An 11,962-nucleotide genomic window follows, 5' to 3' on the forward strand; every position below is an offset into this window, starting at 1 on the left:
TGGCGGTGCTCGGCTTCGGCCTCGCCGCCGTCGCGGGCGGGGTGCTGCTGCACGCCCACCGCCCCGGTCTGGAGCTCGGCTGGGTGCTGCTGGCGTACGGGGGCGCGCTGATCCTGCCGCTCGCCGCCGAGACCCCGGTCTGGACGCAGGTGGGCGACCCGCGCTACGTCGGCGCCGTGGTCGTGCTCAAGTCGGTCGGCTACACCGTCAGCGGCACGATCTGGCAGGCGCTGCCGCTCTGGCTCCCGTACGGCCGGCTGACCGACCGCCGCTGGTGGCTCGCGGTCGGCGCGGTGGGCCTGTGGATGCTGCCCCAGGCGAGCTACTACGTCTACCAACCGACCGTGTTCGGCCGCCCCAACCCGCTCGCCGACAGCACCGTCGCCGACTGGCTGCGGCACTTCAACGGCACCCTGCACATCACCCAACTGGTCGTGTGGGTCGCCCTGACCGCCCTGGTGGTGCTCGTCCCGCTGGCCCGCGCCCGCCGGGTGCCCCGGCGCCGCCGGCAGCACGTGCTGGTCGCGATCGCCGTCTACCTGCTCTGGGCCGGCGCCGAGGCCGGCTACTACTTCAACGGCCAGAGCACCGCCTCCTACGCCGCCTACGCGGCCGCCTCCGCGCTGTGGACCCTGACCCTCGCCGTCGTGGTGGTGCGGGACGGCTCCTGGCGGCTGGACCGCTCGGCCCGCCGGATCCTGGTCGGACTGCTGGTCGCCGCCGGGCTGGCGGTCGTCTTCGTGCTGCTGGCCGGGCTGCTGTCCACCATGCTGCTGCCCGGCCGGGGCTTCGGCGCCCTGTGCGTGGTCGCCCTGGTCCTCCTGCTCGCCGGCGGCCTGCCCAGGGGCGTGCGCTGGGCCTCCGGCATCGTCGACCGCTGGTACTACGGCGCCCGCGCCCAGCCGTACCAGGTGCTGCGCAGCCTCGCCGGGCGGGTCAGCCAGACCGTCGACCCGCAGGACGTGCCCGCCGTGCTGTGCGCCACGGTCGGCGACGAACTGCGGCTGCCCGGAGTGGACCTGACCGTCTCGACCCGCGGCGGTGAACGCCGGCTCGCCGCCGTGGGGGAGTACCCCGAGGACGGCGAACGCTTCGCCCTGGTCCACCGCGGCAGCGAGATCGGCCGGCTCACCGTCTCCCCGCGTCCGGGCCAGCGCACGCTCGACGACAGCGACCGCGACATCCTGCGCTCCCTCGCCGACCAGGCCGCGCCCGCCGTGGCCTCGCTCCAGCTGATGGAGGACCTGCGGGCCAGCCGTGAGCAGATCGTCGCCGCCCGGGAGGAGGAACGCCGTCAGCTGCGCCGCGACATCCACGACGGGCTCGGCCCGATGCTGGCCGGGCTGCGGCTGCGCCTCCAGGGCGCGGCCGCCGTGGACGACCCGGCCCGCTTCGCCGCCGCCCTGGAGGACGTCGCCGACGACCTCGCCACGGCCGTCCGTGAGGTCCGCCGGATCACCGACCGGCTCGGGCCCACCGCGCTCGGCGACTACGGGCTGAGCCGCGCGCTGCGCCGCCTCGCCGACACCTTCAGCGGCGACGAGCTCACCGTCACCGCGCTGCTCGCGCCCGACCCGCTGCCCGAGCTGCCCGCCGCGGTCGAGGTCGCCGTCTACCGGATCACCGCCGAGGCGCTCAACAACGTGCTGCGCCACGCCCGGGCGACCAGCGCCAGGGTGACCGTCCTGGTCGACCCGGGGCGGCTGGAACTCACCGTCGAGGACGACGGGCAGGGCCCCGGCCGCGGCGACGCGGGCCACCCGGGGGTGGGGCTGCGCTCGATGAGCGACCGGGCGGCGGAGATCGGCGGCAGCTGCACCGTCCACCCCGTCGCGGGCCTCGGCCAGGGCACCCGGGTGCACGCGGTGCTGCCGCGCAACCCGGCGGGCTGACGGGAGCCGCCGGGCGCGCCCGGACCGGGGTCAGCAGTTCGGCGGGTTGGGGCACGGCTTGTGGCCGTGGCCGTGGCCGTGGCCGTGGCCGTGGCCGTGACCATGACCGGGGCCGTGGGCGTGGCCCCGGCGCTTCTCCTCCCCGGCCGCCTCGCCCTCCGCCCGGGCCCTGCAGCACCGGGCGGCGCGGACGACCACGGCCGCGAGGACGACGACTCCGGCAGCTCCGGCGGCGACGGCCACCGGGTTGACCGATCTGGCGTTCATGGGGTCCTCCGGGAGGGTTCCGCAGGCCGGTCGACCCGCCCCTCCATGGCACCGCCCGGGCTGACCCATGCGCATGGGGCCACGGTCCCCACGGCTCCGCCCGCGAGTGGTCCAGCGCCAGCAGCCGGTGGAACAGCTCCGGGCACCCCCGCGCACCGCACTCCCCGCAGGTCTCCATCCGCGCCTCCCCCTGACGTCCCGTGTACGGCCCCGAGGGCCCTGGACAACCCGCTGGCCCCGACGGCCTCGAACAACCCCGATGGCCCCGACGGTCGCCCGCCACAGGGTAGTTGGCCGCCACGGCAAGGTTCCGCCGGGCTACTCGCGGAGGGACTTGTTCAGGTACATCGCCGTGACGCCGTAGCCGCCGCGCCGGTAGAGGGCGATGGCCGCCTCGTTGCCGCCGAAGACGTTGAGGGCGAGGTCGGTGGTGCCCAGGCGCACGGCGAGCCGTTCGGCGGCGGCGAGGACGGCCGCGCCGTAGCCCTGGCGGCGGAACTCGGGGAGGACGCGGAGGTGGTAGAGCCAGGCGGAGGTGGAGACGCCGGCCCCGGCGCGCGGGTCGGGGCCGATCCAGGCGGTGCCGACGGTGCGCCCCGCCCCGTCCTCGGCGACCACCAGGTGGTGGCCCGCGGTGTCCAGGCCGTCCGGGAGGAACCTCGCGGTGCCCTGACGGGTGTGTGCGCGGGCCAGCTCCTCCGGCATCCGCTCGGCGAGCTGCCGGACGGTCTCGGCCTCCCGGATCTCGGTGGCCGCCTGGTACTCGGCCGGGGTCATCCGACGCAGGGTCACGCTCCGATCGTCCATCCCGCCATCCTCGGCGAGCGGGCGCGGTCGGCGAAACCGCTTTTCCGCGGGTAGGGCGACGGTGTGGTACCGCGGTACTACGCGGCGTCCGATGATCAGTCCGCAGTGCCGCGGTTCGGGCCCCGCCGGGCCCTAGCGTGGAACCCGTGGGCGGCCGGGAGGGCCCGGCCCCTGAACGTAAGGGCTAGCGATGATCGAGGCGCACCAGCTGACGAAGCGGTACGGGGAGAAGACCGCCGTGGACGGGCTGGACTTCACGGTCCGGCCGGGCGCGGTGACCGGGTTCCTCGGCCCCAACGGGGCGGGGAAGTCGACCACGATGCGGATGATCGTCGGACTGGACGCGCCCACCAGCGGGTCGGTCCGGGTCAACGGCCGCCGGTACGCCGAGCACGCCGCTCCGCTGCAGGAGGTGGGCGCGCTGCTGGAGGCCAAGTCGATCCACCCCGGCCGCTCGGCGTTCAACCACCTGATGGCCCAGGCCCACACCCACGGCATCCCGCGCCGCCGGGTCGAGGAGGTCATCGAGCTGACCGGCCTCCAGTCGGTGGCCCGCAAGCGCGCCGGGGCGTTCTCGCTCGGCATGGGCCAGCGGCTTGGCATCGCGGCCGCCCTGCTGGGCGACCCGGCCACGGTGATGCTGGACGAGCCGGTCAACGGGCTCGACCCCGAGGGCGTGCTCTGGATCCGCAACCTGCTCACCTCGCTCGCCGCCGAGGGCCGCACCGTCTTCGTCTCCTCGCACCTGATGAGCGAGGTCTCGCTGGTCGCCGACCACCTGATCATCGTCGGGCGGGGCCGGCTGCTCGCCGACACCACCGTCCAGGAGCTCGTCCAGCAGGCCGGCGGCGACGTCGTCAAGGTCGCCAGCGCCGACCCGACCCGGCTGCGCTCGGCGCTCGCCGGACCGGACGTCGAGATCACCGGCCGCTCCGGCTCCGAGGAGCTCCTGGTCACCGGGCGGACGGCCCGCGAGATCGGCCTGACCGCCGCCGAGCACGGCATCGCCGTGTTCGAACTCACCCCGCGGACGGTCTCCCTGGAGGAGGCCTTCATGGAGCTGACCCGGGACGCCGTCGAGTACCACGGCACCACCACCGTCGAGAGCACCGTCGACACCCAGAGGAGCGCGGCATGACCACGATCGCCCCCAGCCAGACGGCCGTGCCCGCCGGGCAGCGCCCCGCCGGCCCCGCCTACAAGGTGACGGCCGCGCGCGTGCTGCGCTCCGAGTGGGCCAAGCTGTGGTCGCTGCGCTCCACCTGGATCACCCTCGGCCTGGCCCTGCTGTTCCTGGTCGCCTTCGGCCTGATCGCGGCCCTCCAGTTCAAGTCGCGGCTCACCTCCGGCCGCCCGATGGACCGGGACTTCGCCGACGCCGGCGCGCTCAGCCTGTCCCTGTTCGGCACCAACTTCGCCCAGCTGGCGCTCGGCGTCCTCGGCGTGCTGGTCGCGGCCGGCGAGTACTCGACCGGCATGATCCGCTCCACCCTGGCCGCCGTGCCGCGCCGCCTGCCGGTGCTGTGGTCCAAGGCGGCGGTGTACGGCGTGATCGCGCTGGTGCTCGGCACCGTCGGGGTCTTCGCCACCTTCACCGCCGACAGCGGGATCCTGTCCGGCACCCGGGCGGCGATGACCCTCTCCGACACCGGCGTGGTGCGCGGCCTGCTCGGCGCCGGGCTCTACCTGGGCCTGGTCGGCGTGATCGGGGTGGCCCTCGGCGCCCTGCTGCGCTCGGTGGCCGGCGGCATCGCCGTGCTGGTCGCCTCGCTGATGCTGATCCCCGGCCTGACCTCGCTGCTCCCCACGGACTGGCAGGGCCACATCAGCCCGTACCTGCCCAGCCACGCCGGTGAGGCGATGTTCGCCCTGCACCACGACTCGACCACCCTCTCGCCGACGGCCGGCCTGCTGGTCTTCCTCGGCTGGACGGTGCTGGCGCTCGCCGGTGCCGCCGTCCGGCTGGTGCGCAGCGACGCCTGAGCCTCGGCCCTGTCCGGCCTCGGCGCCCCGGCGCCTGGGAGACTCTCGGTGCGGCGCGGGTCCTTCACCGGCGCCGCACCGTTCCGTCCGTCCGCCCCCGACCAGCAGGGAGAACCCCCGGTGAGCGAGGACCACTCCGCCTCCGCCGGCCCGTTCGCGACCACCGACGCGCTGTCCGGCCACCCGCTGTTCGCCCGGCTGGCCCGGATCGGCCAGCGGCTGCGCGAGGCGGACCGCGCGCACCCGTGGGTGTTGGACGCCACCGTGGTCGCCGTGGTGTTCCTGATGTTCGGCCTGCCCGACCTGTTCCCCGGCCACGGGGACGCCGGGCCGCACGAGCACCGGCTCAACCTGGTCCGGCTGCCGCTGCCGTGGACGCTGCTCCTCCAGGCCGGCCTGGTGCTGCCGCTGCTGTGGCGCCGCCGCCGGCCCACGGTGGCCTTCGCGGTGATCATGGCGGTGTTCGTCCTGCAGTGGTCGCTGGGCGTGGGCCTGCGCGCCGACGCGGCCCTGCTGGTGGCGCTCTACAGCCTGGCCCTGCACGGCCGGCTGCGGCACCTGGCCTGGTCCTGCCTGCTGATGGTCGGGGCGATGGCGCTGGCCGCGGTCGAGGTCTCGGGCGGTGGACTGCCGGTCGGGGACGCCCTGTTCTTCCTGGTCAGCGCCGCCACCGCGGGCGTCGCCCTGGGCATCGCGGTGCGCATCCGCCGCGCCCAGCTGGCCGGGCTGCGCGAGCGGGCGGCCCGGCTGGAGATCGAGCGCGACCAGCGCAGCCGGCTGGCCACCGCCACCGAACGCACCCGGGTGGCCCGCGAGATGCACGACATCATCGGCCACAACCTGTCCGTGATCGTCACCCTGGCCGACGGCGGTGCCTACGCCGCCCAGACCCACCCCGAGCGCGGCCGGGAGGCGCTGCAACTGATCGGCGAGACCAGCCGCCAGGCGCTCGGCGAGCTGCGCCGGATGCTCGGCGTGCTGCGCGACCAGGCCGACCAGGCCGCCGAGTTCAACCCCCAGCCCGGCATCGCCGACGTGGACGGCCTGTGCGCCCGGATCCGCGCGGCCGGCCCCCAGGTGGTGTACACCGTCTCCGGCGACCCGGACCGGCTGGACCGCGGCGTCCAGCTGATGGCCTACCGGATCGTCCAGGAGGCCCTCACCAACACCCTCAAGCACGCCGGAGCGGACACCCGGGCGCACGTCACCCTGACCGTCGACGCCACCCGGCTGCGGGTGCGCGTCCAGGACGCCGGCCCGCCCGGCGGCACCCGCCCGCCGACGCGCCCGGACGGCGAGGGCCACGGCCTGGCCGGGATGCGCGAACGCGCCGCCCTGTACGGCGGGAGCGTCACGGCGGGCCCCGGCCCTGGGGCAGGATGGACCGTGGAGGCCGTCCTGGACCTCACCCCCGACCCGACAGGCGGCCACCCGTGACCACCGTCCTCATCGTGGACGACCAGCCACTGCAGCGCTACGGCTTCCGGATGCTGCTGGAGAGCCAGCCCGACACCGAGGTGGTCGGCGAGGCCGCGCACGGCGCCGAGGCCGTCCGGCTCGCCGCCGACCTGCGGCCCGACGTCGTCCTGATGGACATCCGGATGCCCGGCATGGACGGCATCGAGGCCACCCGCCGGATCGTCGCCGAGGGCGGGCGCTCGCGCATCCTGGTCCTCACCACTTTCGACCTGGACGAGTACGCGCACGCCGCGCTGCGCGCCGGGGCCAGCGGCTTCCTGCTCAAGGACGCGCGGCCGGAGGAACTGCTCGCCGGGATCCGCGCCGTCGCGGAGGGCGACGCCGTGGTGGCCCCGGCGATCACCCGGCGGCTGCTCGACGCCTACGCCCACCACCTGCCGGTCCGCCCGGTCGGCGCGGCGCCCGTCGAGGACCCGAGGCTGGAGGCGCTGACCGAGCGCGAGCGGGAGATCCTGGTGGCCATCGCCCAGGGCTGGACGAACAACGAGATCGCCCAGCGGCTGGTGCTGGCCGAATCGACCGTCAAGACGCACGTCAGCCGGGTGCTGGCGAAGATCGGCGCCCGGGACCGGGTGCAGGCCGTGATCTTCGCCTACGACCGCGGGCTGACCCGGCCCAATCCGCCGATCACCACCTGATCCGGCGGAGACACTAGGCCCGGCTGTTGGGGGAGTCCTGCGGGGCCCGGCCGGGGTGCGGGACGGAACCCGGCAGGCCGTGGCCGGTGCGGTCGTCGGTGTGCCAGGACTGGGACTGGAAGGCGAGGAACACCGCCGCCCAGCGGTTCTCGTCCGGCAGGTGGATCAGCAGGGCGCCGTCCTGGTACACCCCGTCGTCCCCGCGGAACTGGCCGCTGTTGCCCTGGTTCATGTGCACGTCGTGCACGCCGTTGCCGGGCAGGAAGCCGAACACCTTGTCGGGGACGCCGGGTTCGGGCCCGAAGCGCTGGCCGAACACGTACAGGGCGGCGTTCGGGTCGGCGATGGCGTGCTGCACGTAGTGGTCGAGCAGGTCGGCGAGGTCGTTGTCCGGGCCGGGGAGGTCGGGCGGCAGTACGTGCATCGCCGCGTGGTCGAACAGCTTGCCGCGGACGAAGTCCAGACTCGCCGTGCCCGGGCGGGAGTTCAGCGCCGTCCAGCCGCTGCCGGCGGCCGGGAGGAGGGCGGTCACCGGGTGCCGGAAGTTCTCGTCGGCGAAGTAGAGCAGGTTCGAAGGGGCCTGCTGGGAGAGCACGTTGACGGCCGCGCGGTAGTCGGTGCCGGCGGCGTCGCGCAGGTGGATCTGGTAGTGCGGGGTGCCGGTGGCGCCCTCGCGGCGGCGGTCGACGGCGGTGGCGGCGAGCACGCCGTACTGGGCGATGGGCATGGGCGGTTCCTCGGGTGGGGTCGGCCAGGAGCCCCTCCGTTATCGCCCACGCGCCGGGTGCGGGGCCGGGGAATCGGCGAATGTTCACCTTCCGTCCCCCGGAGGGGTAGCCACGGAACCGAACGTTGACGAGCCCGCCGGACCGGGGCGTCAGGCCGGGTCGACCGACGCCGGGGTCGCTGCCCCCGGGGCGGGCCCGGCCCGGCCGCGCAGCAGTTCGGCGGTGAGGAAGGCCGTCACGGCGGAGACGATCAGCAGCGGCATCGCGTTCGCCGCCTGCCCGCCCAGCAGCATCGTGGCCAGCACCGTACTGGTCACCGGCAGCCTGGTCACGGCCGCGCCGGAGGCGGCGAGTCCGGCGGCCAGCGCCGGTGCGGTGCCCAGGCCCGGCAGCGGCGCGCAGGCCACGCCGAGGGCGGCGCCGATCAGGACGGCGGGGAAGATCGGCCCGCCACGCAGGCTGCCCAGCGCGATGCCCCAGCCGAGCGTCTTGCACAGCACCAGCGCCAGCAGCGCGCCGATCGGCCAGGCCGCCGGGTCGGCCGCGAGCGCGCCCAGGGTGGCCTGGCCGGAGAGCGCGGCCTCCTCCGGCGAGCGGCCGGTGAGCAGCGCGTACGCGGTGAGGCAGGCGCCGACCGCGACCGCGCAGCCGACCGTGCGGACGGCGGTGCGCAGCGCCGTCCGCGGGGCGGTCGCGGTGCCCGTGAAGGCCTTGACCCGTCGGCCCAGCGTCTGCCCGGCCACGCAGACCAGCGTGACCGCGACCGCCAGCGGCACCCCCCACAGGAAGTCCCCGGGGTCGGGGGTGCCGGTCGCGGGCACGTGCGGCAGCGAGAGCGCGCCGATCGACAGGCCGGTCCAGTGCCCGAAGCCGGTGAACACCAGGGCGCCGACGCCGCTGGCGAGCAGACAGGGCAGGACCAGCGCGACCAGCTGGGGGCCGCCGAGCCCGGCCGCCTCGATCATCATCACCGCGGCCACCAGCGGGCTGCCGAAGATCGTCGAGATCGCCGCTGCCGCCCCGGCCGTGCCCAGCACCGGGACGACCCGCGGGTTCCGGGCCCGGACGGGCGCCCGGACGGCGAGCAGCGCGAGTCCGCCGCCCAGCGCCATCAGCGGCGCCTCCGGGCCGAGCACCGCACCGAGCGGCAGGCCGACGAGCGCGGCCAGCACCACCCCCGGCACGTCCCGGGGCAGGCCGGGCGCGCCGCCGAGCCCGTCCACCGGCACGTGGCCGCCGCGCCCGGGCAGCCGGGTGACGATCGGGGCGAGCAGCAGCCCGGCCAGCGCCAGCGCGGGCAGCGGCCACCACCAGGGCGCCCGGTCGAACCCGGCGGCGTCCGGCAGGCTCTCCCAGATCCAGTGCTGGAGTTCGTGCTCCAGGCCGACGAACCCGAAGGCGACCAGCGAGATCGGGACGCCGACCAGCACCGCGACCAGCAGCAGCCCGAGGTAGCCGCGGTGCAGCAGCACCTCGCGCAGGGTGGGGCCGCCGCCCTGCCGCGGGGGCGTGTCCGGCGGCTCGGGCTCCGGCATGACCGCTCCTTCGGGTAGCTCATGGTGCTGGCCCCCGCCCTGCGACCGAGTCTCGCCGGGGCCCGCCCGCCCCGCACGGCGTGCCGCCCGTACGGGCGCCGCACACGGGAGCGGGCAGCGGGTCAGCAGCCGTACGAGATCTCGCGGAAGTCGGCGTAGTGGTCGTCGCTGTAGTAGACCCGCTTGGAGACCGTGTCGCGGACGATGCGCTCGGCGTCCCGGTGGGTGTTGGCGGTGGGGCGGGGGTTGACGTCGTACTCGTGGTAGGTGGTGGCGTGCGGCAGATCGCCGCTGCGGTTGCCGTACGGGTTGCCGCCGCGGATGAACTCGCCGTCCGGGAGGCGGTAGGTGATGGGCTGCGGGGTGGCCGGCCACTCCAGCTGGCGCCAGATGTCGCAGGCCCGGGCTACCTGCGGCGGGAAGGCTTCGAGCGGCAGCGGCGGCTGGAGGAGCGCGGCCGGGGCCCGGGCGGCCGTGACGGCGTGCGCGGGCACGGCGGCCGGGGCGAGGCCGACGGTGAGCAGCAGGGCGAGGGCGGTCTTGGCGAGGCGGGCGGTCACAGGTTCTTCTCCAGGGCTGTCAGGTAGTTGCGCATGAAGTGGTCGCGGACGCCTTCGCCGGTGGGCTCGAAGGCGGCGGAGGTCAAGCCCTTGGCCCGGTTGGCGAGGCCGGAGAGCAGGCCGCTGGCGCCCTCGTGGACCGTCCCGGCCGAGTCGATGAAGCGCAGGGCGCCGACGTGGGTGAAGGCCGGCTCGGGCGGCAGCTGGGGGACGATGTCGTTGTTGTTGACGAAGCGGTAGTTCCGGCCCTGGAAGGCCCGGTCGTACGCGGCGGTGAGCAGCCGGTCGCAGGTGCGGGGCTGGCCGAAGGTGTACACGCCGTCGGCCGTCAGCCGGGGGTCCTCCAGGTGGAGGCGGGCGGCGGCGAGCATGGCGAGGGCGCCGCCGAGGCTGTGGCCGGTGAGCCAGACGCTCTGCCCGTCGGTGCGGAGTTCGGTGAGGGTCTTGAGGACGTCCGGGAAGACCGAGTCCAGGGCCTCGGCGAAGCCGTAGTGGACGTAGCCGGTGCCGGCGGGGCCCGGCCAGGGCGGGGTGGTGGAGTCGGTGAGCCAGTCGCGGAGCTCCTTGGGCTCGGTGCCGCGGAAGGCGACCACGATCATCCGGTCGCTCGCCATGGTGTAGGCCTGGGTGTCCTGGAGCGGGAACGGCGGGGTGAACCGGGTGTCGTGGTGGCGCACGGTGTCGAAGCCCCAGTCCCGGGCCTGCCGGTCGACGGTGGCGTCGTTCTGGTAGGCGAGGTCCGAGGCCCTGGCCAGCCAGTAGGCGTGGGCGAGGCTGTAGCCGGTCGCGCTCTGGTCGAAGGTGGTGGGGACGGGCACGAAGGGGGCCGCCTTTCGATGGGGGGCGTCCCTCGTTGGTAGCGGAACCGCCCGCCGACGGCCGGGCGACGGGCCCGGGAGTCGTTCCAACAGAGCAGGGGCGGCGCACGAACCGGTCCGTAGGTAGACGGGTCAGCTGATTGCTTCATGGGATTTGCGGCTGGTGGTGGCCGGTGCGCTAGTTGGTGGCGTCGGCGGCTTCGTCGAGGCACCGGACGAACTCCACCATCGAGCAAAGGGACTTGAGACCATGAAGCTCGCCGCCCGTGCAGGGCGACGGCGTGGCCAGCATCTACTGGTACACCGGCTTCCCGAACTGCAACCCGACCGCCGCCGACCCGGCGAAGAAGCTGTTCCAGATCTACGGCGACGTCCAGATGCAGCCGGTCTACCAGGACGGCAGCTACGGCCCGCTGAGCAAGCTCAACGCCTACCAGGCCGACCGCTGAGCCCGTGCCCCGCCGGCCCCCGGAGCCGCAGGCCGGCGCCGGGGGCCGAACCGCGTACGGTGCTTGGGAGGGAACGGATTCGTTCACTAACATTGGCGGTAGGCCTGGTGAACAGGGAGTCCCCGGAAGGTGTGCAGCGATGTCCGCTGAAGTCCGAACCGCCGAGGGCGGGACCGTGCACGCGGCCGGCACCCCGGTCCGTCGGCGCGGGGAGGCGCTGGAGAGCGCCATCTACGGGGCGGCCCTCCAGCAGCTCACCACCGACGGCTACGCCCGGCTGACCATGGAGGGCGTGGCCGCCGCGGCGCAGACCGGCAAGGCCGCCCTCTACCGGCGGTGGTCCTCCAAGGAGGAGCTGGTGATGGACGCCCTGCGGGCCGCCCTGCCGCCGGCCCGGCCGGCCCCGGACACCGGGAGCCTGCGCGGGGACCTCCTGGAGGTGGTGGCCGGGCTGCGCGCCGCGATGTTCAGCGACCTGGGCGCCGCCGTCCGCGCCATCATGAGCGAGATCGACCACCAGCGGGCCCGGGTCTTCCTGGAGCTGGTGCAGGAGCGGGTGGTCGACCCGACCACCGCGCTGATCGCCGAGGTCCTCGACCGGGGCACCGCCCGGGGCGAGGTCCGCCCCGGGGCGGTCAGCCCGCTGGTCACCGACGTGGTGCCGGCGCTGATGCTCTACCGGATCAAGCTGTGCGGCGGGGGCGCCGTGGAGCTGGACCCGGCGGAGATCGTCGACGAGGTGCTGCTGCCGATCGTCCGCCGGTGACCGCCGACGTGCCTCACGCCCCGCTGTGGCGCAGCATGTC

The 11,962-nt window shown here is 75.0% G+C and carries 13 protein-coding genes; 7 read left to right on the top strand and 6 right to left on the bottom strand.

The window, feature by feature from the left end:
- Positions 1 to 1,892: sensor histidine kinase (locus ACFXPX_RS08730; protein WP_380640218.1), on the top strand; the 1,892-nt coding region annotated here is incomplete at its 5' end.
- A 30-nt stretch (positions 1,893 to 1,922) separates the two neighbouring features.
- Here ACFXPX_RS08730 and ACFXPX_RS08735 read toward each other — a convergent pair.
- Both ACFXPX_RS08735 and ACFXPX_RS08740 read right to left on the bottom strand, forming a co-directional pair.
- The gene (locus ACFXPX_RS08735) at positions 1,923 to 2,159 is read right to left on the bottom strand and encodes a hypothetical protein (protein WP_380640220.1); all 237 of its coding nucleotides are present in this window, start codon (positions 2,157 to 2,159) and stop codon (positions 1,923 to 1,925) included.
- Between the two features lie 318 nt (positions 2,160 to 2,477).
- Positions 2,478 to 2,966 carry a GNAT family N-acetyltransferase gene (locus ACFXPX_RS08740; RefSeq protein WP_380640222.1) on the bottom strand — a complete coding sequence of 163 codons (489 nt, stop codon included), beginning with the start codon at positions 2,964 to 2,966 and terminating at the stop codon, positions 2,478 to 2,480.
- A 190-nt stretch (positions 2,967 to 3,156) separates the two neighbouring features.
- On the opposite strand from ACFXPX_RS08740, the gene ACFXPX_RS08745 reads away from it, so the two are divergent.
- The 4 genes from ACFXPX_RS08745 (at position 3,157) to ACFXPX_RS08760 (ending at position 7,066) form a co-directional block, all read left to right on the top strand.
- A complete protein-coding gene (locus ACFXPX_RS08745) occupies positions 3,157 to 4,104 on the top strand; it encodes an ATP-binding cassette domain-containing protein (protein WP_380522268.1) in 948 nt (315 codons plus the stop codon).
- Positions 4,101 to 4,949, top strand: a complete 849-nt coding sequence (locus ACFXPX_RS08750; RefSeq protein WP_380640225.1) for an ABC transporter permease — start codon at positions 4,101 to 4,103, stop codon at positions 4,947 to 4,949. The genes ACFXPX_RS08745 and ACFXPX_RS08750 overlap by 4 nt, the downstream gene beginning before the upstream one ends.
- Positions 4,950 to 5,069: 120 nt before the next feature.
- Positions 5,070 to 6,386: a histidine kinase gene (locus ACFXPX_RS08755; protein WP_380640228.1), complete on the top strand. Its 1,317-nt coding sequence runs from the start codon at positions 5,070 to 5,072 to the stop codon at positions 6,384 to 6,386.
- Positions 6,383 to 7,066 carry a response regulator gene (locus tag ACFXPX_RS08760; protein WP_380399981.1) on the top strand — a complete coding sequence of 228 codons (684 nt, stop codon included), beginning with the start codon at positions 6,383 to 6,385 and terminating at the stop codon, positions 7,064 to 7,066. Before ACFXPX_RS08755 ends, ACFXPX_RS08760 begins: the two co-directional genes overlap by 4 nt.
- A 13-nt stretch (positions 7,067 to 7,079) precedes the next feature.
- Here ACFXPX_RS08760 and ACFXPX_RS08765 read toward each other — a convergent pair whose 3' ends face one another.
- The 4 genes from ACFXPX_RS08765 to ACFXPX_RS08780 all read right to left on the bottom strand — a co-directional run bounded on the left by ACFXPX_RS08765 (position 7,080) and on the right by ACFXPX_RS08780 (position 10,707).
- Positions 7,080 to 7,793 (bottom strand): DUF2278 family protein, encoded by a 714-nt coding sequence (locus tag ACFXPX_RS08765; RefSeq protein ID WP_380640230.1) that lies wholly within the window; start codon positions 7,791 to 7,793, stop codon positions 7,080 to 7,082.
- Between the two features lie 150 nt (positions 7,794 to 7,943).
- Positions 7,944 to 9,329, bottom strand: coding sequence for a chloride channel protein (locus ACFXPX_RS08770; RefSeq protein ID WP_380640233.1), 1,386 nt, complete (start codon positions 9,327 to 9,329; stop codon positions 7,944 to 7,946).
- A gap of 122 nt (positions 9,330 to 9,451) precedes the next feature.
- Positions 9,452 to 9,889 (bottom strand): ribonuclease domain-containing protein, encoded by a 438-nt coding sequence (locus ACFXPX_RS08775; protein WP_380640235.1) that lies wholly within the window; start codon positions 9,887 to 9,889, stop codon positions 9,452 to 9,454.
- Positions 9,886 to 10,707 carry a lipase family protein gene (locus ACFXPX_RS08780; RefSeq protein ID WP_380640237.1) on the bottom strand — a complete coding sequence of 274 codons (822 nt, stop codon included), beginning with the start codon at positions 10,705 to 10,707 and terminating at the stop codon, positions 9,886 to 9,888. The genes ACFXPX_RS08775 and ACFXPX_RS08780 overlap by 4 nt, the downstream gene beginning before the upstream one ends.
- 281 nt (positions 10,708 to 10,988) lie before the next feature.
- Between ACFXPX_RS08780 and ACFXPX_RS08785 the strand changes: the two genes are divergently transcribed.
- Together ACFXPX_RS08785 and ACFXPX_RS08790 are read left to right on the top strand one after the other, a co-directional pair.
- Positions 10,989 to 11,156, top strand: coding sequence for a hypothetical protein (locus tag ACFXPX_RS08785; protein WP_380640239.1), 168 nt, complete (start codon positions 10,989 to 10,991; stop codon positions 11,154 to 11,156).
- A 139-nt stretch (positions 11,157 to 11,295) separates the two neighbouring features.
- On the top strand, positions 11,296 to 11,922 hold the full coding sequence (locus ACFXPX_RS08790; RefSeq protein WP_380399971.1) for a TetR-like C-terminal domain-containing protein: 627 nt from the start codon (positions 11,296 to 11,298) through the stop codon (positions 11,920 to 11,922).
- The last annotated feature ends 40 nt before the right edge of the window (positions 11,923 to 11,962 follow it).

This window comes from Kitasatospora sp. NPDC059146, assembly GCF_042786665.1.
In the GTDB taxonomy this organism is placed as follows: Bacteria; Actinomycetota; Actinomycetes; order Streptomycetales; family Streptomycetaceae; genus Kitasatospora.